The organism is Acinetobacter sp. GWC1_38_13 (assembly GCF_001767535.1).
Taxonomy (GTDB): Bacteria; Pseudomonadota; Gammaproteobacteria; order Pseudomonadales; family Moraxellaceae; genus Acinetobacter; species Acinetobacter junii.
This window is the reverse complement of sequence record NZ_MELG01000084.1, coordinates 835-24714: the sequence shown is the minus strand read 5'-3', so window position 1 is coordinate 24714 and position 23880 is coordinate 835. Positions and strand designations below refer to the sequence as shown.

Here is a 23880-nt window from a genome sequence, read left to right as displayed (position 1 = left end):
TTTATATGCATTAATTTCTTTAAAGTTTAGCTCGAAGACCCTCTAGCAATTGTAAAACAGAAAACAATCCCTGAGCATTTTGAATCTGTTCTACCGGAATACCATTAGTTAATTTATTTGATGACTTCATGAAATGCTGCATCCAGGTAGTATCTCCACCCGCCAGAGTCTCTAGTGATGTGGTAATACGGATTAAAGTGAGGGCTATTTCTCCTTGTTTTGAAGTGGGATCTAATTCAAGAGAGGTTAAAGTTTTCACCGAATCTATACTGAGTATTAAGGCTAGTTGATCCTGTGCAAGACCAAGTCGTTCAGCAGCAGCTAAAACTGCCTTAGCTAATATCATTTTCTGTTTTGCAGTTTTTTCTGATGTTGTATGCATGACCTATCCCTGTTTCAGACGCTGCTAACTTAATTTTTACTAAACATATATTAAATTTGGCTTTAGATAAGGAAGCAACGGTTAAATTATTTAACAGCATGTAGTTATTTTTAGACCTTCGGCTTTAAGTTCAAGAGATCGAGGTCTGCCAATACAGGCTAAATGTAAACAGAATTTAAATGCGGCCAGTGCTTTAGTATCTTTTGTTGAGTAAAGCTGGAGACGAACATAATCTTCTTGAGTCGTAGGATGCTCTGTTGTGCTCGATTTAGCCAGCTTCAGTAATAAAGGCTGTTTCTTTTTATCTAGCAATTGTACCAAGTCTTGTCCGAGCAAATGCCAAAATTGATGGGGAAACAGGTCTTTTACCTTGGAATAAAATGATTCCAATTGATCGATTTTATTCCATCGATAATGAATGCCGGTATGCGAAACCGTAACACGACTTAAAAATGTCTCAAGCACCGCTTTTATTTCATCTGGCTTTTTTTCAAAGATATTTTGAATATTTTCAAAGAAATAGTTTCTTGCTATGCGCTCTTCAACGGTATCTATCATGGCGGGTTTCAAAGGTTTATCCAGATGATTTTTGTTGTTGAGATCAAATAACCTTGGGTTGCTTTTTTGAGATTTGAGTTGGCCCAGTTGTTTGGCATTTTCATACCAATAGCTAACCAGTTCGACAGGTAAGCTCATTTCTTGTGATACCCGGTCTGGATCATGATGAATTTCCAGTAAATTTAGGCACTTAAAAAACCATGCAAATGAAACTTTAGATTCTTTTGTTCCTGCGAAATATTTAAAAAAATCATGAGGCTGTGAGTTAAATGAAACCTCATCTAGAATGTCTTCTACGTTACTTTTTAACCAGTCAGTTTGATCGTTAAGTAACTGCTGACTTAAATGAACAGCATGCTTTTCAAAATTGAATGGAGCAGAATCTTTTACTGTGTTTAAAAATTTGAAAGAAGGTAGGTAGCCCATCATCTTCTTTGCTAATTGAGTATCGATGTCTGGATGATATTGCAGTATTTTATGCCCAGCGATCAGGTAGCTAAGATGAATATAGCTTTTAAAGGTTTCTGTAGGGTCAATGTGACCCAGTAAATGGGCAATCATAAACCAATGATTTTGACCATGCGTATGACGGAGTAATTCTGCTCGAATAGATTGATATTCTTCTTCTGTATAATCCGTCAGATTTTTGACCAATGGAGCGTAATTACAGTTGAGAACAACCGATAGGTGATTCGCTGCTGTGTGTCGAAATGAGTGGAAAGAATAATCATGAGTTTTAAAAAGCTCGTTCATAATCATTCTAAAAGGTGTTGTCACCGTATGTTTGTTCAGCTTGCTATTTTCATTCCAATTACGGAATAGGTATAAGTTTTCCTGATTGAGTAATCGTTGCTCGACTACATAATTACGAAATATTTGATATTCATCGGTTTTTAATAAGCAATACACAGGGACTTTGCGTTCAGCACTATCTGTTTTAAGTTGATGTAAGTTTCCTTTCTTTTTTGAGCCGTAGGGCTGAATCCATACGGATAGACAGCTCAAGCCCTCGATATCCCGCACACGTAAGCCCAGAATTTCATTAATACGCATACCGGTTCGGTAAGCTAAGATATAGATGATTTTTAATATCTTATAAGTGTTTTCTTGACTATTAGCACCTGAAAATAAGGTATCTAACTTGTTCATGAAAGCTTGATAAGTCAAAGGGCTAATAATACGGGCTCTAGGCCTATTTTGTACAGCGATTGACTCTAATTCGAGAGGTTCAGCTTCAAAAACTATTTGTTGAAAGCTCTGGAAGCGCTTCAACATACTGACAGTTTGACCAATGGATTTTTTAAAGTTAGGCTCGCCGGCTTCAGCTGCAAGTCGGGTGTTTGTAATGATTTGTCGGTAGATATTAATGATTATTGTATTAGGATCATCTTCGCTATCTAGATATTGTAAAGAATGGGTCAGCCAAGGCTCTGCAATACGCGAATAATAAGTGTAAATCGAACCGTCTTTTAAACGCTTATTCTGCTGAAACGATTTTTGAAATTGGCTAGTGCAAAAATTTAAACGTTCAGCCAGTGACTGAATTTGTTCTAATTCTGGTTTATAAAGGCTGATGAGCCATAAGGCGACACGTTTACTGTACTCATTAAATTTATTAGTATTTTCAATGCAATATTTAATGATTAATGCATCGATGCTTTGATCAGTTTGTGTGGTACGAATCAATTGTAAAAGGTCTTTGTGAATCTTTATCACATCATATAATGCTTGTTGAATGTCATCATTTGAGTAAGATTGACCCACAATAGATGGTGATTTTTCTACATCTGAATCAGTAAGAGTGTTCTGCTGATATTTAAATTTTGGATGAAGAAATCGTTCAAATTCTATTTCTGATAAGCCACAGGTTGCTGTATTTTCAATGAGACATTGTGACAGAGCAGGATCAATGTCAACTTTCGGCAGTTGCATCCAGTTGAAGCTAGCGTAGTCGCGTAATAATTTATAAGTTTTAAGATTAAATGGTAAATTTATCTTATTAAAAATAAGCTGTAGATAATCTTCTACATTCTGGTTTACTGTACGAATATTTCTGCTATTAAAATGAATTAACCATAAGCGGGTAATTTGATCAGGAATAAAATTACGCGATTTACGGATGGTTTTTTCATCAATAAAGAGATCTCCATAGGAAGGGGAGAGCGGTTCTAAAAATATAATGTTCAGATTTTCGATCTTTCTAATTTTGGCCGGATCTTTTAAATGTTGAAGCAAAGCCTCTAAAGAGGCTTTTTGATTTAAGCCGGAATAAAGCATGGCAGAAATAACAATATTTCCAATGATTTCATCATCAGAAAATGTCTTGCTATCTTTTGCTAGAATCCAGTAGTCCCAAAGCTTATCAAGAACTTCATCAACCTGCTGTCCCTTCTCGATCCAGTCCATCGTAAAAACTGGCTGATCACGCTTCATCTCAAATGTCAGATTCGGTAGGGGCAAAGTCTCACGACGATTTAAATTGATTTGCTTTATATATGACCGAAAAAATTCATGTGCATATTTTTTCCAGGCCAAGCTTGGAGCTTTGCGTTTAATAAACTCATAAATTGCTGGATATAAGGATTCAAGATGCCCTTTTTGTTCCAAATCTTGTTCTTGGAAGTATTGAATTAGCTCCTGTTCTACATCTACTCGAAGCTGTTCTTCCTGATCGAGTCGGTCTTGTTTTCTACGTGCTTCGGCATATAGTGTTCGAGTTTGCTTAGTACGTTTATTGAGTGAGGACATCGAGTTCAATACCGGTAATATTAAAATGATCTTTCATTTGTTCAAGAATATGAGCAATCCTTGAATATTGTGAAATAGATAAGCTGGAATAAGGATGAGCAGCTTCTTGCTGCATCGGTTCATGACCGAATAAAGCTAAAATTTCAATTTCGCTAATTTTATGGCTGAGAAACGCACGGGCAGTATGCCGGTGCCAGTTTTCATGTAGCAAACTTAACTCAGGGTTAGATTTTTTTATAATCGAAGGCCTTAAGGGGTACCATTGACCATCCTGAAAGATATTCAATAGTGGGAGCTTGCTCTCTAAAATTTGTTGAATATGTTGTGGAATTTCTGGCTGACTAGGAGCAATTTGAGTTTTAAAATAATGTAAAAAATCTATGAATTTCTGGAGTTCTTGTACAACAAAATGACCCAGTGGAATTAAACGTCCATAGCCTTGACGCCCACCCACCTCCTTATCAGAAACCATGCATATTTTTCTTTTCAGGTTAAAGCTTTTTAAAAAACCTGGAAATTCAGCGACGGGTCGTGCAGCAGTAAAGAGCAACAAGAAATGCCACATCCACAGATTGTAGTGATTAAAAATTGCTATCCAGTCGTCTTCTTTTTGTGAAATTATTCTGAATTTGAGAGTGGCAAAGATATTTTGAATCACATTTGAAGTAGGTGCTTTGCGGCTTCCAAAGTTTTTTTCTGCAGCATATTCAATATTCTGGTAGTCATCGGATAACGACTCACACAGCTCTTTTAAAATTGAGACATATTCAGTCTGTAAAGTCAGGATATTTTGATGACAATAAGAAGTAGAAGAAGACTTATTGGCATCAATACCAGTAAGAATGTCAGCAAGCTGTTTATTTCCAGTGCGTTGCAAAATAGTCTGATGTAAAAGAGAGCCAATTCTTATTAGTGATAATTTTGGAATATAAAATTTGGCTCTCAGCTGTTTCAAATGTTGCTGAAGGTCCTCTTCCGTAACGGGGTCACCGTCTCGCAGAGATTCAATAAATGAATTCGGGATCGGGATGTCCAGATGAACTGTTTGGTTGAGCAAGCCCTCTGGATAAGCAAAATCCTTATTTTCAAAAATTGAAAATTTACTTCTCAGATAATATTGTCCATTGCTTTGCTTGATTTGTTGGCGAGCGTTTAAATTTTTAGCACGTTTACTTTGTAGACGTAGCCACTCCTGGATTTTATTTCCTGTCAGAAATGACAACATCAGGATCAAGGATGCCTTCTTTTTTTTGGTTTCTTTATCCTTGTCTTTAGAGTCTTCTTTAATCTCAATAATGTAATTTTTATATAGTTCAGTAATTAGGGCACTTATGCTTGTGGTATTAGGAAAGAGGCTGCTGTATGGCAGCAAATGTTCTTTCCGTTGAATATGTTTGGCAACCAAAGGCAGCACATAGCTCTGGCTGGATTCTGAATATGCAGCAAGGGGGGTAACGATGGTTGGGTCTACTAATATTTGACGTGTATCTTGGTCATCTAGTTGTTGTTCTATATTGAGGGCTTTAGATTTTTGCCCTTTTTTAATTTCTGAACTTTCTGCAATCAGCTGATCTTCGTCTAAAAATTCATGTTGCAGTTGCGTCTCGATGCTCGCTTTTGCAATTTTTGCCTTATTTTCCAAAACATAATTAAAGGTGATGCGGATCACGTTTAGCAGGTTTTGCATAAAATCATTAGATGACTCTTTATCACGTTCTTCATCAATAACCTCATTCAAATACCGAATAAATTCAACTAAGGAAAGGGAGGGATCTTTAAGATACTTTTCCCAAAGGAGTCTATATTCAGGAGTATTTTGATATTCTTTTTCGGAACTTAGAATCCGATTGGCGGTACGGAAGCGTTGGAATAAACGTTTTACAGTATTGAAATGTTCAGTGTGATCCTCTTTAAAAAGTTCAGGTTTAATGTCTGGCAGTGCAATTAAATAGATTGCTGCTTTTAAGACTAGGATATTCCAGATTAAGGCATTTTCTTCTGACTTTGCTAATTGTGCAATTGAGTTCACATACCAAGTAACGGGTGTTGCACTAACAGTATGTTTTCGAGAGGAGACCAAGGCAGCGGGTCTAGCAACAACAGAATTAGTTTGTAGATCAAAATCTAATAGATCGAGATTCAGCTCCTTCAGATATTGAACAGTGGGGTGTAAAGTCAGTAAATCAGCAATATATTGAATATGTTCTGCACGGTTGAACTGCTCATTACCAAAGAGTTTTTCCAGTGTCTGTTTTAATGATACCCGCGGAATATCAGCAGCATTTTGATGGTTTGGGTTATATTCTGACATTATGCTTTCCATAGCTGATCTGGCGTGAGAACGAAGTCCACATTGTTTAAAAGTTGTTGCACAATTCCACTGGTTTGTTGCAGTTGATCAAAAATCTTCTGTCTTTGCCGGTTTATAACTTTATTTCGATAATTCAGCTGATTTCGTGTGAATGAGAGTAGTTTTGCTAGCAGGTCTAAGCTCATAGTACGGTGAGGTTTGAAAGAATTTTCTTTGTTTAAAGCCAAGATAACTTCATATGAGATATGTGCATTGATCAGCGATTGCATTTTTGCAGGATTCATTCGATCCAGATCATGGTGATAAGAGGCCAGAAATCTCATGAATTCCAAACTTGCCTCTTTTTTTAATAGCTCAATTTTGTCCTCATCTTGAGGAAAAGAATGGACGAGTAAGTTGATATTCTTAGGTGTGTTCTTAGACCAATATAAGTGCCACTGACAGGCATTTGCGATGGTATAGCCAGATCTATTAGGGTCTTTCCAGACACGGATTTCAGGGTAAGAAGTCAATATTGATAGATCAGCTTTTAAGGATTTGAAAGCCTCTTGATAGCAAAGATAAATTCCAGAAAAATCAGGGTGGATACTGATTTGGATTTTATTAAAATTTTTGCACAACAATTTTTTAGGTGTGCCAAATTTTTCATTGAAATCAAAAGCGGTTTCCATAGTCCTTCATAAGTGTAAAAAATAATCAAGTGAATATTCTTATAATTTTTTGAAACATTAAACAAGATTGATCTACCCTATATTTTGTGTATATTTACAAACTATATACAATATATTGTGATTTTTTATATTTTTAAGAACTGGGTCATAACTTATAGCAATGCTATTTATTTTAAAACTTAGAGGCTCTTAATATAGAAATCAAACAACTGAAACAGTTAGAAGTCGTTACAGATGTTATATGTGATGTATGCAACCAATCAACGAAACTGGCGTTTGGCACTTTATATGCACATTGGTGTTATGGTTCCAAGCATGACGGGGAAAGATATGAATTGCAGTTATGTGAGAAATGTTTCTTTTATGCCTGGGCGACATTAAGAAAAGAGCGAGCAGATGAGTTTATGTTTGATGAAAATTTTGACCTTTCAACACTAGATGGGTTTGGGTTGAAGTGAACCTATCACGCGACAGGTTCTAAGAATCCAAAAAATACTGACTCAGATCCAAGCCAGCAACTTCATTTTTAATGGCGAGTAAGCGATTCAGGAAAAATATTTTTCTTTGCTTCGAGGTCACTGAGTTCGGAAAAGGCCTGAATACCGCCTGCGGCTTTAATTCCATCTAAAGCGACAGATAGAGCTTCCTGATCTGACGGGAATGTTTCATCCCATACCGTAGAAGTACCATTTTGGTTTACCACTTCCAGTGTCCAGTCACTATCGGGTAATCGATAAATTAGAACTTCAATTTGCTCATTATCCTCTTGTAAAATTTGAGACAAGGGAGAATCGATTAAATCATTTTCATCATAATCCATAGTACTGTCATTATCAGACATCAGCGGCAGCCTTTATTGTATTTAACATCCGTCCATAGTAATGAATGAATTAAATTTTGCCTAGCAGTGGATATTATGGGGTACAAAGAATGGCTAAATTCAAAAAATAATTGCCCCGACAATAAAACAAAATAATCCAAAAATTACCCAAATCCAGACATTCGATTTAGGTTTCTCAGTATGTGATGTATAGAGTGGTGGTTGTTCCTGAGCAGGATTCTCTTGGTTGCCAGTTCTGTTCTTATAGGGTTGGTGCTTGGAATAGGATAGGCCTGTGCCTGGAATACCAACGCTGGTTCGGGTGCCTTTTTTGCCAATATTTAAAGAAGCACCAGGTGTGCCAATGCTTGCACTGCTGATGCCTTTATGCGTCAGATTGATTTTTAATCTAGGTAATATTTTAATACTCTTGCGAAATCTGAAGCCCATATTTTTTCCATTTACAAGAACCAGTTTGGTTTCTATCTCAGTTGTCCGGATACAGTGAAATAAGAGTTTGATTCATTCATAGGACTGATCATTTGACTTATCTAGTGAAATATCAGTATGTTCTTTAACATAAGATATTGGCTTTTAGACAATGAATCAAACATCAAATTATTACAATCAACATGCTCAAGCATTTTTTGAAAATACCTATCAGGTTGAAATGGAAAGTCTATACGCACCATTTCTAAGATATTTGCCGGAACAGGCATTGATCCTGGATTTGGGCTGTGGCTCGGGGCGGGACACTTTGGCATTTAAGAAAAAAGGCTATCAAGTTGAGGCAATTGATTATTCTACCGAGCTGGTTGAAAAGGCGAGAGAGCTGACAGGCATCGAGGTACGTCAGCAAAGTTTTTATGAGCTGAATGAAGTAGCTAAGTATAATGGGATTTGGGCTTGTGCTTCTCTTTTGCACTGTGAAAGAGATCGCCTGACTGAAGTGCTGGCGCGCATATTTAAAGCATTAAAGCCAAATGGTGTGTGTTATATGTCTTTTAAATATGGCGATACAGACCGTGAGAAAGAAGGGCGCAGCTTTACTGACTTGAATGAGCAGCAAGCTTACGACTTACTCAAACAAATAGATCAGACTTTACTGTTACAGCAATGGATTACTGTAGATAAACGTCCAGACCGTACAGAAGAGTGGATCAACGTAATATGGAAAAAGCAATCACATGCTTTTGATTATTACCCACAGCGTTTATACAATCGTGCCGAGTTAATGAAAGAGCCCTCTTTGATTCCTGCAGAACACGGGATTTATTTTTGGTGGTTCAAAACAAATCCACCGGGAATCCCAACAAAAAACTGTATAACGTATCAAGAATATACTTTGTTGTATGCTGGCATATCGCCTGACAAAAAGACTAAACCAAATAGTAAATCAAACTTGAGAATACGGCTTAAAACACACTTTGCAGGTAACGCAGAAGGTTCAACGCTAAGACGAACATTGGGCATACTTTTGGCTGAGATGAGTGGGTATCCGCTTAGAAGAGTAGGGTCAGGTAATCGCATGACTTTCACGCATTCAGGTGAACAATGGCTGGATGCATGGCTTGAAGATAATGCATATGTGTCCTGGATAATTTGTGAAGAACCTTGGAATGTTGAGGAAAAGGTTTTTGAACAAACGATACTGCCACTCAATTTGAAAGGTAATCAGCACGAGTTTAAAGAAACCCTTTCAGCTATGCGTAAAAAAGCCATTCAAAATGCGAAAATGATGGAAATCGCTACGGAAGCAGGGTTACAAAGACAGGTGAAGCTTCAACATGTGGCAGGATGATCACTTTATAGAAAATAATAAACCTACACCCAACGAGCAGCTGAAATTCTTGAAGCATATTCAGCAGATATTGCAGTCAGGGACTTTTACTTCGACATATAAGTTTGCTTTGCTGATAAGTATCACGCGTCTGGCGATTGAACAGGGTCAAGATACCGGTGCTGCCTTGCATTTGGAATATCAGGATATTGCTGAAAAGTTTATTGACCTGTACTGGAAACAGTCACTACCGTTTCAGTTTAACCAATATGAGCCTTTTATCCTTAAACAAGCCACTGGACAGCAGGCAAAAATCATCAGTGAAATCCAAAAGGCACAGCAACAATTCAAGACCTTGGCCGCACTGAGAACAGATGTACTTTACTGGAACAGGCTAAAGCGAACAGTGGCAACAACGGTAAGGCAAATGCCGGTGTTATATTTGCAAAACCTGAATAGTCAAACCATAGAGTTTCTCTATAGTCTTGAAGATTCCAAGCAGTCCCTCAAGCTATTGCCCAAGGTGATGTATTGCTTGAGACAGTTTAGTGAAATTATTGAAGAGTTGTGCCAGAAGCGCTGGATTGATTTTGTCCGGTTGAATAAGCAGAATCTGGTTGTATTAGATGGGTTACCTGACCTAGATGAATTCATGTTTGCACCGAGTCGTAACCAACTAGGACAGGTTGCAGACTTTCTGATTGATCTACAGCAATGCCAATGTTTCTATTGCGGTAAAAGCCTAAAGAACTCTAAATATGCAGTGGATCACTTTATTCCTTGGTCTTTATATCCTGCCGATACCGGACATAATTTTGTCCTAGCGGATGAAAAATGCAACTCACAAAAAAGTAATTATTTAGCATCACAGCAATTCTTACATCAGTGGCAGGAGCGTAATCATCTGCATGATCAATCTATTATTCGAGAGATTTCTCAATTAGGTTTTCTAACCGATCTGCAACGTTCGCATCGGGTTGCCGACTGGGCGTATAAGCAGGCAATAGAGAATGAGTATTTAGTTTGGTTGGGTGGAAAAGATAAAAAGATATTAGCCCAAGTGTATTAAAGAATTGATTTTCAATAGATATATTTAAGTATTTGAATGTAATAAAGATATAAAGCACCTTAGTAGTGCTTTATATCTTTGGGTGTGTGCATTTGTTCTAACCTTTCTAAGACGGTAGCAGAGAACGGTTGCCAATAGTTCCATGAACGATATTTTTGATCAAAACGGCCACCACCTTCATTCCGCCATTGCTTTAGAATTGCAATGATTTCGGGGTTGTAAATACAATTCACGGATAGCATTCCACTCGAAAATTTGCGAGCACGTACCCATATTCCATTGATGGTAAATTGATAATCTTCCCAAGATGAAACATTAGGAGTCGTGTTTGTTGCGAGTTGTTCAGTTACTTCAAGTGGATTTTTAGATATTTTCCCTTCAACTCCATTTTTAATCACTTTAGGGGCTTGAGGATAAAGCCAACTTTTATGATCCAGACTTTCAAGGATCAGTTTCTTTGCTTGTTCACTTGGTATTACAAGTTCAGCCTGTAATAAGCTCGATAAATCAATCTCTAAGGTATTAACGTTCATTGATTCAATGATCTTAAGTTTATTCTCATCAATAAAATGTGTGACAGCAATTTCAATAAATATTGGTTCATCATTGTAATAACAGGCTAAATCAGGACGAATTAACCCTAAGTGAAATTCAGGAATAATTTTGTCAAATGTCCACCATGCAGCTTCATTGTCTTCAGTATTTGGGACCGCAGGAAGCATTAAACCCATAGATTCTAAAATGACTTCTTTGGCGTATTTGTGTAGTACAGATTCTGGATTAATGTTGCAGCTTTCCTTATTGCTGGCATGTGCAAAATGATGCTCTTTGATATCACCTTTGCGTGCAATGACAGTTTCACCGCATTCAAAACAAGTACATTTACATGCTAAGCCACGTTCAACATTTTCTATTTGGACCAGATTATTATTTTCATTGAGAGCAACATACATAGTCATGAGTACAAATCCTTTAGCAAGTTAATTTACTCTTCTACTATGACTGTGATTTAATCGCTAAAACACCGTATTAACAGGGGTAATACGGGTAAGTGGGGTGTATAAGTGACTGAAATAGAAATAAAAGTACTAAAATTATTTTATGGTTTACTAGTGAACCAGCCTACGATCAACAGGGCGTATGATTGTTTAAAGGTGTTATTTGAAAAAACAATTGAGAGTTATGAGAGTGGTTTTGAAGAGAAAGTTACTTACTCCAGGCAGCAATTGAAAGTTGCTGTTGATGGAAAATTGTCAGCGGAAAGAATGGATTCTAAAGAACTTGGAAAATGGATCAATGACTCACGATTAAATGATTTTTTAAAGTGTGTTATTCACCGGCACAGTGCAGTGTTTGATGAGCTTGGATACATCCCATTTGTAAATACAAATGATACTAAGGGTGGGAAGGGGAATGAGCGAATATATTGGTTGGAAATAAAAAAAATTACAGCTAAAGTTGATGAAGATAATCAGAGTCCTGAAGATAATATTGTTCATTATGAGCGAAATAATCCTGCCGACATTCAACTGTCGTGGTTTTATAAATTCATTTTTAAAAATGGCGAGTTACAAAATAAGAGCTTGAGAGGACTGGTAATGATTACCGTACTCTTTGGTAGTGTGATTGGCTGGGCTATTTATGTTTTTATTTTTTCATTGGTATTAGTTAGTGATGAACAATCTTTTACATCGTTGGACTTATTTTGGATTAGTTGTCTGATTTTCTTTTCATTTATTATGTTTAAGTACTGGGCAATTCCGTTATGGAATTTACCAGAGCATCGTGTAATTAAAGCCCCTATGAGTTTTATTTCATTCGCTGAAGATCATGCTGATCTTGAAATGTATCGGGATAAAGAGAGAAATCAAATTACTCGGGTGACAAAGTTTAAAGGTACATGCCCGATATGTGCTTCTGATGTCCTCTTAAAGAGTGGGAAACCAGATCAAAAGATGCCTTTAGTGGGACGGTGCGTTGAGAGTCCTTTTGCACATGTGTATAGTTTTGATCGTGTGACACTGAAAGGTGAGCAACTAAAATAAATCATAATTTACATGGGTAAATTGTTATATGTAAATGTGATTTTTAAAAATAAGTGGGCGATTGTACAGCCACTACATTTAAACATGAAATGTTTGAAAAGTAAGAGGGGTTGGACTCGACCTCACAAACTTGATAAGAGACGGTCTTATTTTGATAGCTATTCAAAATGCTTAATTATTACAGGCCTGTCTTATCTAAGTCTTATGCTTATAGTAAGATTCTCATTTATCTAAAAAATATTGTCTATGAAAAAAATTGCTGTTGTTGCTGCCGTAATCAAACATGAAGATAAAATTTTATGTGTACAAAGAGCACCATCTAAATATGATTATATTTCTTTGAAATATGAATTTCCTGGTGGGAAAGTTGAGCAAGATGAAACGCCAGAGCAAGCAATTATTCGTGAAATTCAAGAAGAATTAAACATGGAGATTGTAGTACATTCACATCTTATTACGGTTGACTATGACTATCCTGACTTTAGTATTTCTTTGAATACATTTTTATGCCGTACCAATAATAAAGATTTACAGTTATTAGAACATGTGGATTATCAATGGTTGACTACTGATGAACTAACTACTCTCGATTGGGCAGCAGCAGATTTACCTATTGTTGATAAGTTGCAAAGAAAATGATTCTAGATGCATTGAGTAAAGGGTTAATTACAAGCTTCATTGATCAATCTTCCTATTCAGAAGATATTTATCAAACTAAGTTGGTACAAAATAATTATCCATTAGAAAAAGTGATCAATACCTTTGAAGGTGAATTAGAACATTGCACAAGGTTTTGGTTCACTACAGCTTTTTTGAGCATGAGTGGTTTTAATACACTTTATTCTTTGCTAGAGAATTTACAACGCAGGAATGTTCCTGGTCGAATTTTAGTTTCTCAGTATCTTAATTTTACTCAACCAGATGCACTAAAAAGACTAAAAAAGTTTAAGAATATTGAGGTCCGTATCGATACGAAATCTGATTTACATGCGAAAACCTACCTATTCCAGCGTGAAGATCATATAAGTGTGTTGTTAGGTAGTAGTAATTTAACTGCTAATGCATTGAGTAAAAATGAAGAGCTCAATATTTTTATTCGAGCTCTGCCTCAAAGTAAAATTATGCAAGATATGCTGCTTAAAAAAAAGACTTTATTTAATGATGCACAAGAATTGACTGACGAGTATTTAGCACAATATAGTGAAATATATCAGGCCCAAAAACACTTTGTTCAGAAACTACCACAACAGAACATAAAGCTTTCTAGTTCAATTACACCTAATTTAATGCAACAAGAAGCCTTGAGTAGTTTGGAAAAATTACGAGAGGGCAATGTTTCTAAGGCTTTACTCATCTCTGCAACAGGTACAGGAAAGACTTATCTTTCGGCTTTTGATATACGCAATTTCAGAGCAAAAAGTATGCTTTTTATTGTGCATCGAGAAAATATTCTTCTTGATGCACAACAGACTTTCAAAAATGTATTCGGGACCGATTTTAAATCTGCTATTTTTTCAGGATCTAATCGAGATATAGCTGGGTACAATAATGTTTTTGCCACTATACAGTCTTTATCTAGAGATCATCATTTAACTCAATTTTCACCAGAGGCTTTTGACTATATCGTAATAGATGAAAGTCATCGTTCAGGCTCTGCTAGCTATTTAAAAATTTTAGAATATTTCAAACCTAAATTTCTTTTAGGTATGACCGCGACTCCAGAAAGAAGCGATGGTATTGATATTTTCAAAGCATTTGATTACAACATAGCCTATGAAATTAGGCTTAAAAAAGCCATGGAATGTAATCTCATTTGCCCTTTTCACTATTTTGGAATTTCAGATTTAGAAATAGATGGAGAGCTGATTGATGATAATACTGATTTTGGTCATTTAATTAGTGATGAGCGTGCTCGAAAGATCAAAGAAGCTTCAGATAAGTTTGGTACAGATAACGGCGAATTAAGAGCCTTAGTTTTTTGTTCTAGCGTTAAAGAAGCGAAAGAGCTTGCAGGGAAAATGAATCTCTTAGGGATTCAAAGTATAGCTTTAAGTGGTGAGAATAGTACGGAACAGCGAACAGCTGCGATCGAGTCAATCAGCTCGGCAGATAATCATCGTATTGAAATGATTTTTACGGTTGATATTTTTAATGAAGGAATTGATATTCCTAAAATTAATCAAGTAATTTTTCTACGAGCAACAGAGTCATCGATTATTTATGTCCAACAATTAGGTCGTGGACTACGAAAAACTGCAACTAAAGAATACCTGACCGTTATCGATTTCATTGGCAATTATGAAAAGAACTTTCTAATCCCAATGGCTTTATTTGGTGACAGCTCATTTAATAAGGATCAATTGCGCAAATTAGTGACGAGTGGTGGTTCATTATTACCAGGTGCATCGACGATTCATTTTGATGAAATTGCTAAAGAAAAAATCTTTGCTTCGATTAATAATTCTAATTTTCAAATGAAAAAAGATTTAGTGAATGATTACAAGTTATTAAAGACTCGGCTTGGTCGTATGCCGATGATGATGGATTTTCTACAAACCGATTTGCGAGATCCATTTAGTTTTGTTAATTATGCAAAATCTTATTATTCCTTTATAAATCCGATAGGAAAAATTACACCAACTTTAAATGAGTTCGAAGAGGCGTTATTACAATTCTATGCTCTAGAAATTAACAATACAAAGCGTGTACTAGAATCATTGCTTTTAGAGAAAATTATTCAATATGATCAAGATGTAATAGAGGTCGAAACATTCCAACATGAAGTAAAGGAAAGATATCAAATCAGTGTTTCTAAAGATGATTTGGTATCCATACTTAATAATTTAAATATGGTTTTTAACCCGACTAAATATTTTAAAGATCATGGGGCAATGAGCTCTTTAGGGATAAGAAATTCTTATTTTTTTGCTTCTAATGATTTAAAGAAAGCTCTTAAAAACTCTACTTTTAAAAAATTCTTAAATGATAATGTGCAATATGCAATCAGTAAATATTTTAAAGATTTTGATATAGTTAAATTCAACCGTGGTTTTGTTTATTATGCAAAATATGGACGTAAAGATGTATTCCGTATTTTAAATTGGGAAAAAAATCAAAACCCACAAAATGTGGGTGGATATTTAGCTAGTAAAGATAAATCAAATTGCCCAATATTTGTCACCTATCATAAAGCAGATGATATTTCTGATAGTACAAAATATGAAGATAAGTTCATTGATCCGCAACATTTTCAGTGGATGTCTAAATCAAAAAGAAAAATTTCTAGTCCTGATGTTCAGGTGATTTTAAATGCACAGCAACAAGGAACATTGCTACCTTTATTCGTGAAAAAAGATGATGATGAAGGTGTTGATTTCTATTTTATCGGTTTTCTAAGTTATATCGAAGGTAGTGCACAAGAGACTTTAATGCAAACAGATGCTGGTCCTGTTTCTGTTGTTAAAATTGATTTTAGAATAAATAAGCCTGTTGAAAATGGATTATATAAATATCTTGTAAATATATGATATGTATAGTTCAAACTTAATAGGATATTGATTGTGGAAACCGAGAGTTATCTGCTGGGTTAGATGTTCTGAATCTTTAGAAAGAAAGCCAATTATCTCGGAAGATAATTGGCTTGAGCAAAGAGTTTGGCTATCCGCTTATTCGTCGGTCATCCCAATAACACGGCACTACAATCAAATGGTTCTCATGTAACCGAGACCATAATCTTACACCTAAATCCCGCTGCATATTTTGGACTGTGAAATTGGAAATGAGCAGCGTCGACTTCATATTATCATAACGGCTATATAAAACCTTATGTACCATTTCCAGACGTTTCTCATGCCGGTCATGTAGGCCATATTCGTCTATCACCAATAAATCAAAACTGGAGAAATGGTCGATGACTTCCTTTTCAGAGCGTGAAGCATCTGACCAGGTATCCATCATTTTTTGAGCAATTTCTGTACTGGTATAGTAGCGTGCAGATTTTGTACTGTTATGCAGAATGTTGCGAATGATTGACGCACTCAGATGAGTCTTTCCTGTACCCGGTGTACCAATGAGCAGTAGGTTTGGATAATGGTCAGAAATAATCTGCTGTGCAAAAGCCTGACATAGTTTGATGGCATTGTCTTGTGCAGGACATGCAACTACATAATTCTTGAAGCCACGATCCAGGTAGCGTTTATTGAGCCCTGAATTTTTAATTTTCTGTTGTAGCAATCGCTGTTGCAGTTCATTCTCATAGGCTGCATGTGAGTGATGGACGGTTTCTTTGGCACACAATTTACAGAGCCTGTGACCTGCAATTTCCATCAGGGGTATATGATGGGTAGGGCAAAGTGTTTCCGTTGTTTCTGCGCGAAACTGGAGTGTTTTAAGCATGGTATTCATGACTGATCTCCTAAATCCACTTTGAATTTTCTAAAAAACTCTCATTTTTTTCTTCAAAATTTGAAGATGAAGATGAAGATGAAGATGAAGATGAAGATGAAGGGCATGATTCAAGCATGACTTGAGTAATACTCGGGCTCTTCTCAGGAGCTGCTTGAGCATTTACTTTTCGGTGCTTGGTTGATGCTTGAGCATTACTAGCGGATTTCCCCCAACGTGCCTGAGCTGCATTTTTAGCTTTATCAGATTTCATTTGCTGATTTTGTAATGCTTGGCTTTTTAAACTGCTTAAGAAATTTGAATGAATCTGCTCAGACTCGACTTCAAACAATTCTAGGGCCATCAGCGTATTTAACAAAGTTTTAGCCTTGGTGTGCTGCGGTAATTTCGTGATGCTACATACAGTAGCTAGGTCGTGAGGAATGGCACCATTTTTCCAGAAATCCATCATTAACAGCAGTGCCGCACCAATTTGTTCTGCTGTCATTCGTGCAAATTTCGCCTGTAGGTCGCCAATATAGAGTGGCATCCAAATTGAAATATCTTTATTCATATGTTGACCTTTTTATAGGTATAAAGGGGCTAAGGTCATCGATTTGATGACCTTTTATGTTTGTTTTATGAGTGAGCGAGACTCATTAAGCGGAGACGGGCCTGTTGAGCCAAGTCATCGTAATGAGCTTGCCCTTCATCTAGCATTCGCTGTAGCCAGAGTCTTAATGCTTGGTGATCATCGAAGCATTTATTGATTTCCAGCAAAAAGGCCAGATTGTGCAGTTTCGGAATGTGTAGCTCATGGATTAATTCACGAGCGACCATATCTGCTTCAGGGCTGACGACCACACCACCAAAGAAAGCTTTACTATTCATGTGCAAGCTCCTCTGTATTTAGTTTTTCCAACATGGCTTCAAATGCACTGCCATCGCGGCGCGTAACATTGGGAATGTAACGGCTATAGACTCGGAATAGCATTTCAGTCGTTGAATGTCCCAATTGACGTGCGATCCATTCCGGATTTTCTCCTGCCGACAACCAAAGAGTTGCTGCTGTATGACGTGTTTGGTAGGCTCTTCTAGACTTCAATCCTAGAAAGCGCAAGATCGGATGCCAGACACGTTTATTCACCAGACGGTAATCGAGAGGTCCACCATCACGATTGCAGAAAACAAACTCTGATTTACCATTATTTAAGCTTTTCTGTTGCAGAAAGGCTTGGTAAACGCGGTCATTCATCTGGATCGTGCGGTCAGAACCATAAGTTTTGGTTGCACCAAGCACACCATTCACTAACGCTTCTCTGATATGGATTTCACGACGCTGTAAGTCGATATTTTTCCATTGCAGACCATCGATTTCACTGGTACGCATACCCGTAAAAAAGCGAATGGTGTAATAGGGGCGGAAGTCTTCACGCACTGTGGTAAGAATTTTATGCACCTCTTCCAAAGAAAAAGGTGTGACTTCAATCTTGCTTTCCTTCAGATTGTTAATATTTTTATAAGGCGACTCAAACTCGTATCGTTCAGCCGCATCATTGAGTATCATACGTAAAGGCGTCATGATTTGATTGATCCTCGATGCTTTCAGACTTGTTTGATCTTTTCCGTGTGTCACTTTGGCGAGAGAGGCACGGAAGTTCAGCAAGTCTGACTTCTTGATTTTCGAGAGAACCTGATTACCAAAAGCAGGAATCAAATAGTTTTTGATCACAATTGAAACCTTTTGCTGGTATGAGGTTCTCCACTCAACTTGTTTCTGCTTAAACCACAATTCAGTAAACTCTTTAAAAAGAGGAACTTTGGTCTGTACAGCAATTTGCTGACTTCTTTTTTCCTTAAACTCCTCAACACGGTTACTTTTTGGAAAGTACTTTTCGTATTCAAAAGTTCCCAAAGTAATTTCAGCTTCAAGCTGTTCGAGACGTTTTTTCAAAATGCGTCGGTTATAAGCATTGTCTTCAAGATTGGTTGTTTCTCTGCAACGAATGCCCATGTAGCGAAAGTCGGCAATCAGTTTGCCACTTCGTTCCCGGATGGTAGCCATCAGTTAAACCTCCTAAGCCTTATTGCAGGGCATCCATGCTTAAACCAGTGAATTTAAGCATTTCAGTTTCAATGCGTTCCCAAACAAAAAGAATTTTGCGGCCACCAAAAGGACGGATGTAGTGAACACCTTCGATAAAGACACTGTCCTTTAGCTGGTTGCGAATAGTACGAGCGTCGTACTGGATTTTTTCAGCCAGTTGCTGGGCTGTGAGATAGGTATATGACATAATAGAGCCTCATATTTTTTACTAGGTAACTAGGAAAAATTATTCCTAAGACATAAATTATCATATTTTTATGTTGTTGCAAGTACTTTTTATGATTTAAGTAGGAAATTTTATGATTATTTCAAACTTGGCAGTTTTATTAGCAGAAAGGAAACTTAAGGTTGCTGATTTGGTAAGAAGTACTGGAATTAATAAATCTACTTTGCACAAACTTTATAATGATGAATCTGTACGGATTGATTTTGAAACCATTGATAAAATTTGTATTGCATTAGATGTGGGAGTGGGTGATTTATTGATTTTTAAGAAAATTGATAATAATCAAAATGATAATGACTAGTTTGGTCACAAATGGTCACATCAAAAAGTGAAATGGTCACAAATTATTGAACGATTGGTAAAAAAATACTGTACTTTGAAAAGAGTTTGGTGTTTTTTACAGCCAAAAAAGCTCTGAGGGGGCTAAAAAGTAGTGATGAAATGAGAGCATTTGAGATCAATTAAGAGCATTTTTATAGTTATGGGCACGCTATGGTCACATCTTGGTCACAAAATACAAATTACATTAAGAATATTTTTTATTGACTCGAATAACAAAGGAACGGGGAATTTTAAAAAATATAATAAAATCAACAAGAAAAAAGCCCTAATCTTTCGACTAGGGCCTTTTAAATTTGGAGCGGGAAACGAGACTCGAACTCGCGACCCCAACCTTGGCAAGGTTATGCTCTACCAACTGAGCTATTCCCGCATATTGAGCAGTTTTTACTAAAACTTACACTTAAAAAAACCAATCTGGAGCGGGAAACGAGACTCGAACTCGCGACCCCAACCTTGGCAAGGTTATGCTCTACCAACTGAGCTATTCCCGCGTGCCAGCTATAATACATTAAGCAAAACAAGGGTCAACAACTTTATGCAAAGTTTTTGCTTAATTGCATAAAATAAAAGCATTTATCTAGAAAATACCGAAAAACTTACCTTTAGAGGCGAAGTTTTAATCTATTTTACCCAGATACTCTGCGTTTGTATCTCCGAAATCATCACAGACCTCATGTAAGTAGTTATGTATAATCAATGCACTATCTCAATCTGATTTACAGAGTGAATGATGAACTTAGAACAACAGTTAATTGAGCGCTTAAACACGTTAAACCCTACTCACCTTGAAGTTATCAATGAATCTTCAGGTCATGGTGGATACTTTCCAGGTAAAGAATCCCATTTTAAGGTTGTGGTGGTTAGTGAAGAGTTTCAAGGTTTACGTCTCGTGCAACGTCATCAGAAAATTTATGCGGTTGCTGCGGAACTGATGAGTCCTGGGAAAATTCACGCCTTAGCTATACATGCTTATATCCCTTCAGAATGGCAAGGACAAGCACCAGCAAGTCCTGAATGTGCCCATGCACCAAAAAACTAGGAATCGACTATGGACGCGCATTTAATTACCAAAATTATCCATATGTCAGCGGTGAGTTTGCTCATTCTAATATTTGTCGCTCGAGCAGCAACTTTGTTTATTGGATTGCGAGATAATCAACAGCCAAATACAAGTTCAAGTAAAGCGATCGTAGGGTTACAGCATTTATCGTTGACTTTAATTATTGTTACGGGTGCTGTGCTGGTTTATATGAAAAACTTCCAAGTCGAGCCGTGGTTCTATGCCAAAGTCATCCTGTTTTTTGTACTGTGGTCTTCGATGATCAAAATGTATAAAAAAGATGATACGGTGCTTTTGGTTCAACGTCGTGCTGGTTTATTGATCGGAACAGTGGCCTTAGTGGGTATTCTGGGCTTAGTTATGATCAAGCCAGTTTTTGCATGATTGTTTGACATTGTTTTAGTAATTGTTTTAGCACTAGGTTAAACTGCGTGCAGTTTACAAAAAATCTTGTAGAGGGAAATCATGTTAACTCGTGTGGTATTTAACCAAAAAGGTGGTGTGGGAAAATCAAGTATCACAGTCAATTTGGCAGCAATCAGTGCTAAACAAGGTCTAAGAACCTTGGTTATTGATCTTGATCCACAGGCAAATTCGAGCCAATACCTTTTGGGTGAAGATGCGACATATTCTGCTGATAAAACAGCATTAGAGCCAAACATTGAGAACTTCTTTGAAGATGTCTTAGGTACAACACAACAAAAAGGACTGATTGGTAATGCAATTGGTTCTATTTTGAAAGCCCCACGTGGTAAAGGGCTCGAAAGTTATGTACATCGTTCGTCATTTGAAAATTTAGATGTCATTCCTGCCAGCCCAAGTCTAGGTTCATTAGAACACGCATTAGAAAGCAAACATAAAATTTATAAATTACGTGATTCAATTCAATCGCTTAGTGCACGTTATGATCGTATTTTTATTGATACACCACCTGCATTCAATTTCTTTACTTTATCCGCATTAATTGCAGCAGATCGCGTATTAATTCCATTTGATTGTGATGTTTTCTCTAAACGTGCGTTACAAACTTTGATTGAAAATGTGATCGAAACCCAAGATGATCATAATGATCGCTTAGAGATTGAAGGTATTGTGGTCAATCAATATCAAGCTCAAGCAAAATTACCACGTGAAGTGGTTCAACAATTGAAAGATGATGGTTTGCCTGTACTTGAAAGTATGCTGCCACCATCAGTTTTGATGAAAGAATCACATCAGAAGAATTTACCTTTGGTTCATCTCGCAGCTGAACATAAATTGACGCTTGCTTATGTCACTTTATTCAATGAGATTGAAGCAAAAAAATAAGAGAAGCTTATGAAGCGTTTATATTGGTTGCCAGTTTTGGCAACAACCTTATTTCTCGGTGCATGTGCATCGACGGTTAAACCTGCTTATGTATCTCCAACGCAATATCAGTCATTAAACTGTCAGCAACTACAAGCAGAATACAATCGTATTCAGCATTACATCGATAATGGTGTACAAACACCGAAGCGCACAGGCGTAGGGGTGGGAGTTGGACTTGGCGGTGGTTGGGGTAAAGGCGGTTGGGGCTTTGGGCCTTCGATCTCAGTCAATATGGGTCAGTCGATGAACACCAAAAATACTGAGCTTGCGAATGTACTGGGTCAACAAGATGCAATTGTTCAGGCTGCGAAGTTTAAAGGTTGCCCAATTATTGTCAAACAGCGTGCAAATTCTTAATCTTCATATGTGCATCACTGGTGTTTATGCTGGTGATGCTCAATTAAAGTTTAGCAAAATGTTTCATTAAAAATATAAATATAACAATGTCTTAATTGATTCTATCTTCAATTTTCTTCATTTCAAATTGTTCATTTTTCCCATAAAACTTGTTTGTCGCAGCGAATTTCGTATAAGGTGGCGAGCATGTTGAGTCAGTTGGTATCTATATGATTGAGAGTTGGTTTTTTGTTTTGGCGATGATCGCAGTGTTACTCATTCCAGGGCCGACGAATGCTTTATTAGCCAGTTCAACACATCAACAAGGCGTGCTGAAAACGTTGTCATATATACCTGTAGAGTGGCTAGGTTATATCTATGGGATCGGATTGTGGGCGTTATTTATCCATCTTTTTGACCCAATTTGGCCTGCTTTAATCATCATTTTGCATGTTTGTAGTGTTGCCTATGTTTTATGGCTAGCATTTCATTTATGGAAAAGTTCACATCTTCAAAAATATAATCAGCATCATCAACAAATTAAAACTCCTCGACTATTTGTTTCAAGTCTAAAGAATCCTAAAACATTGTTATTGGCAGCAGGAATTTTCCCAAGAGAAACATGGGACTCCGTTGAAAATGCATTATTGGTTTTCGCAGTGTTTAGCTTAGTGTTGATACCCGTATCAATTTTTTGGATGATCTTTGGGAGTGCATTATTGGCTGGTAGTTTGGTAGGAATCAAAGCCGACCACTTGTATAAAGGATCGGCTATGTTATTGATTATTTGTACCTTACCAATGATTTTTCGTTTCTTTTAATCAATGGGGCAGAGCATTATTTTCCTTTAATGCTTTGCATTTTCTGACGTAGAAAACCAATTACACCCGGTAAGATACTGATAATAATGATACCGAAAATTAAGTGCGTAAAATTATCTTTCACGATTGGCATATTTCCAAATAAATAACCCAAAGTAATGAATGATGCGATCCAACAGAACGCCCCCACCACGTTATAGGTCAGGAAGTATTTATAATTCATGCTGCCTGTACCAGCTACAAATGGCGCGAAGGTACGTGCAAATGGCACGAAACGTGCGAAGATAATGGTTTTCCCACCATGACGCTCAAAAAATTCTTGAGTCTTAAACAAGTGCTGTTTATTGATGAAACGCAAGTTCATTTCAAATACACGAGGACCTATGTATCGTCCGATATGATAATTGACCGTGTCACCAAGAACTGCAGCGATAAATAACAAGACACCGAGAACCCAAGGATCCATTGCACCAGTTGATGCTGCTAGCGCACCTGCCGCGAATAACAAACTATCGCCTGGTAGAAATGGCATCACCACTAAACCCGTTTCGACAAAAATAATCAAAAAGAGAATGGCATAAATCCAGACACCATAATTCTTAATAAACTCTAAAAGGTGTTCGTCAACGTGCAGAATAAAATCAATGAGTTCCATGAAGGCTTTAACACTATAAATTTGAGCTAAATCCTAGCAGTGCGTCTGTCTAATGTCAGTAAGAAAAGCAAATTAATTAGTAACTTTACTTAATGATGCAAAGCATAACGAATTGCTGTTAAATTAGTTACTATTGTTCTTAAAATGGAACGATGTATTAATAAATATGATGTTTATTGCAAATAGGAAGATACATAAACTGGTGTTAAGTTAAAA

25 protein-coding genes, 2 tRNA genes and 1 pseudogene are annotated in these 23880 nt (G+C 36.8%); 13 read left to right on the top strand and 15 right to left on the bottom strand.

Features of this window, described 5'->3' with window-relative positions; genetic code table 11:
* Window positions 1–19 precede the first annotated feature (19 nt).
* From A2003_RS08865 to A2003_RS08850, 4 genes are all read right to left on the bottom strand, one after another.
* Window positions 20–382 carry an antitoxin Xre/MbcA/ParS toxin-binding domain-containing protein gene (locus A2003_RS08865; protein WP_000557620.1) on the bottom strand — a complete coding sequence of 121 codons (363 nt, stop codon included), beginning with the start codon at window positions 380–382 and terminating at the stop codon, window positions 20–22.
* A 90-nt stretch (window positions 383–472) separates the two neighbouring features.
* On the bottom strand, window positions 473–3688 hold the full coding sequence (locus A2003_RS08860) for a tyrosine-type recombinase/integrase (protein ID WP_000096773.1): 3216 nt from the start codon (window positions 3686–3688) through the stop codon (window positions 473–475).
* Complete coding sequence (locus A2003_RS08855; protein ID WP_286687178.1) at window positions 3672–5999, bottom strand: hypothetical protein; 2328 nt, start codon at window positions 5997–5999, stop codon at window positions 3672–3674. The genes A2003_RS08860 and A2003_RS08855 overlap by 17 nt, the downstream gene beginning before the upstream one ends.
* Window positions 5999–6670, bottom strand: a complete 672-nt coding sequence (locus A2003_RS08850; RefSeq protein WP_194596855.1) for a hypothetical protein — start codon at window positions 6668–6670, stop codon at window positions 5999–6001. Before A2003_RS08850 ends, A2003_RS08855 begins: the two co-directional genes overlap by 1 nt.
* A 194-nt stretch (window positions 6671–6864) precedes the next feature.
* Between A2003_RS08850 and A2003_RS15065 the strand changes: the two genes are divergently transcribed.
* Window positions 6865–7128: a hypothetical protein gene (locus A2003_RS15065; protein WP_079265537.1), complete on the top strand. Its 264-nt coding sequence runs from the start codon at window positions 6865–6867 to the stop codon at window positions 7126–7128.
* A gap of 68 nt (window positions 7129–7196) precedes the next feature.
* Here A2003_RS15065 and A2003_RS08840 read toward each other — a convergent pair whose 3' ends face one another.
* A complete protein-coding gene (locus tag A2003_RS08840; protein WP_001282337.1) occupies window positions 7197–7511 on the bottom strand; it encodes a hypothetical protein in 315 nt (104 codons plus the stop codon).
* 99 nt (window positions 7512–7610) lie between these two features.
* The gene (locus tag A2003_RS08835) at window positions 7611–7940 is read right to left on the bottom strand and encodes a DUF4236 domain-containing protein (RefSeq protein WP_000506884.1); all 330 of its coding nucleotides are present in this window, start codon (window positions 7938–7940) and stop codon (window positions 7611–7613) included.
* A 151-nt stretch (window positions 7941–8091) separates the two neighbouring features.
* On the opposite strand from A2003_RS08835, the pseudogene A2003_RS15060 reads away from it, so the two are divergent.
* From A2003_RS15060 to A2003_RS08825, 3 genes and pseudogenes are all read left to right on the top strand, one after another.
* Window positions 8092–8670, top strand: a pseudogene (locus A2003_RS15060) (class I SAM-dependent methyltransferase); the annotation flags it as partial.
* A 54-nt stretch (window positions 8671–8724) separates the two neighbouring features.
* Window positions 8725–9291 carry a GIY-YIG nuclease family protein gene (locus A2003_RS15055; RefSeq protein WP_002083916.1) on the top strand — a complete coding sequence of 189 codons (567 nt, stop codon included), beginning with the start codon at window positions 8725–8727 and terminating at the stop codon, window positions 9289–9291.
* Complete coding sequence (locus A2003_RS08825) at window positions 9278–10339, top strand: HNH endonuclease (RefSeq protein WP_286687177.1); 1062 nt, start codon at window positions 9278–9280, stop codon at window positions 10337–10339. Before A2003_RS15055 ends, A2003_RS08825 begins: the two co-directional genes overlap by 14 nt.
* A gap of 59 nt (window positions 10340–10398) precedes the next feature.
* On the opposite strand, the gene A2003_RS08820 is transcribed toward A2003_RS08825, so the two are convergent.
* Window positions 10399–11298, bottom strand: a complete 900-nt coding sequence (locus tag A2003_RS08820) for a competence protein CoiA family protein (RefSeq protein ID WP_045126838.1) — start codon at window positions 11296–11298, stop codon at window positions 10399–10401.
* Between the two features lie 105 nt (window positions 11299–11403).
* Here A2003_RS08820 and A2003_RS08815 point away from each other — a divergent pair, with 105 nt between their 5' ends.
* From A2003_RS08815 to A2003_RS08805, 3 genes are all read left to right on the top strand, one after another.
* Complete coding sequence (locus A2003_RS08815) at window positions 11404–12384, top strand: hypothetical protein (protein ID WP_045126839.1); 981 nt, start codon at window positions 11404–11406, stop codon at window positions 12382–12384.
* Window positions 12385–12630: 246 nt separating this feature from the next.
* Window positions 12631–13023 carry a (deoxy)nucleoside triphosphate pyrophosphohydrolase gene (locus A2003_RS08810; RefSeq protein ID WP_045126840.1) on the top strand — a complete coding sequence of 131 codons (393 nt, stop codon included), beginning with the start codon at window positions 12631–12633 and terminating at the stop codon, window positions 13021–13023.
* Window positions 13020–15911: a DUF3427 domain-containing protein gene (locus A2003_RS08805; protein ID WP_286687176.1), complete on the top strand. Its 2892-nt coding sequence runs from the start codon at window positions 13020–13022 to the stop codon at window positions 15909–15911. The genes A2003_RS08810 and A2003_RS08805 overlap by 4 nt, the downstream gene beginning before the upstream one ends.
* Window positions 15912–16041: 130 nt before the next feature.
* On the opposite strand, the gene A2003_RS08800 is transcribed toward A2003_RS08805, so the two are convergent.
* The 5 genes from A2003_RS08800 to A2003_RS08780 form a co-directional block, all read right to left on the bottom strand.
* Complete coding sequence (locus tag A2003_RS08800) at window positions 16042–16788, bottom strand: ATP-binding protein (RefSeq protein ID WP_108675633.1); 747 nt, start codon at window positions 16786–16788, stop codon at window positions 16042–16044.
* Between the two features lie 10 nt (window positions 16789–16798).
* Window positions 16799–17341, bottom strand: a complete 543-nt coding sequence (locus A2003_RS08795; protein WP_286687175.1) for a DUF1376 domain-containing protein — start codon at window positions 17339–17341, stop codon at window positions 16799–16801.
* A gap of 65 nt (window positions 17342–17406) precedes the next feature.
* The gene (locus tag A2003_RS08790; RefSeq protein WP_001084945.1) at window positions 17407–17658 is read right to left on the bottom strand and encodes a hypothetical protein; all 252 of its coding nucleotides are present in this window, start codon (window positions 17656–17658) and stop codon (window positions 17407–17409) included.
* Window positions 17651–18832 carry a site-specific integrase gene (locus A2003_RS08785; protein WP_000201379.1) on the bottom strand — a complete coding sequence of 394 codons (1182 nt, stop codon included), beginning with the start codon at window positions 18830–18832 and terminating at the stop codon, window positions 17651–17653. The genes A2003_RS08790 and A2003_RS08785 overlap by 8 nt, the downstream gene beginning before the upstream one ends.
* A 19-nt stretch (window positions 18833–18851) precedes the next feature.
* Window positions 18852–19061 carry a hypothetical protein gene (locus A2003_RS08780; RefSeq protein ID WP_000122748.1) on the bottom strand — a complete coding sequence of 70 codons (210 nt, stop codon included), beginning with the start codon at window positions 19059–19061 and terminating at the stop codon, window positions 18852–18854.
* A 112-nt stretch (window positions 19062–19173) separates the two neighbouring features.
* Between A2003_RS08780 and A2003_RS08775 the strand changes: the two genes are divergently transcribed.
* A complete protein-coding gene (locus A2003_RS08775; RefSeq protein WP_000587224.1) occupies window positions 19174–19401 on the top strand; it encodes a helix-turn-helix domain-containing protein in 228 nt (75 codons plus the stop codon).
* A 335-nt stretch (window positions 19402–19736) separates the two neighbouring features.
* Here A2003_RS08775 and A2003_RS08770 read toward each other — a convergent pair.
* Both A2003_RS08770 and A2003_RS08765 read right to left on the bottom strand, forming a co-directional pair.
* Window positions 19737–19812, bottom strand: a tRNA-Gly gene (locus tag A2003_RS08770).
* A 45-nt stretch (window positions 19813–19857) separates the two neighbouring features.
* A tRNA-Gly gene (locus A2003_RS08765) sits at window positions 19858–19933 on the bottom strand.
* A gap of 239 nt (window positions 19934–20172) precedes the next feature.
* On the opposite strand from A2003_RS08765, the gene A2003_RS08760 reads away from it, so the two are divergent.
* The 5 genes from A2003_RS08760 (at window position 20173) to A2003_RS08740 (ending at window position 23009) form a co-directional block, all read left to right on the top strand.
* Complete coding sequence (locus A2003_RS08760) at window positions 20173–20481, top strand: BolA family protein (RefSeq protein ID WP_004905618.1); 309 nt, start codon at window positions 20173–20175, stop codon at window positions 20479–20481.
* A gap of 9 nt (window positions 20482–20490) precedes the next feature.
* Window positions 20491–20886 carry a SirB2 family protein gene (locus A2003_RS08755; RefSeq protein ID WP_286687174.1) on the top strand — a complete coding sequence of 132 codons (396 nt, stop codon included), beginning with the start codon at window positions 20491–20493 and terminating at the stop codon, window positions 20884–20886.
* Window positions 20887–20967: 81 nt separating this feature from the next.
* Window positions 20968–21810, top strand: coding sequence for a ParA family protein (locus A2003_RS08750; RefSeq protein ID WP_004905614.1), 843 nt, complete (start codon window positions 20968–20970; stop codon window positions 21808–21810).
* 9 nt (window positions 21811–21819) lie between these two features.
* On the top strand, window positions 21820–22209 hold the full coding sequence (locus tag A2003_RS08745) for a hypothetical protein (RefSeq protein ID WP_004956592.1): 390 nt from the start codon (window positions 21820–21822) through the stop codon (window positions 22207–22209).
* A gap of 209 nt (window positions 22210–22418) precedes the next feature.
* Window positions 22419–23009 (top strand): LysE family translocator, encoded by a 591-nt coding sequence (locus A2003_RS08740; protein ID WP_112987641.1) that lies wholly within the window; start codon window positions 22419–22421, stop codon window positions 23007–23009.
* Window positions 23010–23025: 16 nt separating this feature from the next.
* On the opposite strand, the gene A2003_RS08735 is transcribed toward A2003_RS08740, so the two are convergent.
* On the bottom strand, window positions 23026–23664 hold the full coding sequence (locus A2003_RS08735; RefSeq protein WP_112987640.1) for a DedA family protein: 639 nt from the start codon (window positions 23662–23664) through the stop codon (window positions 23026–23028).
* Window positions 23665–23880: the final 216 nt, after the last annotated feature.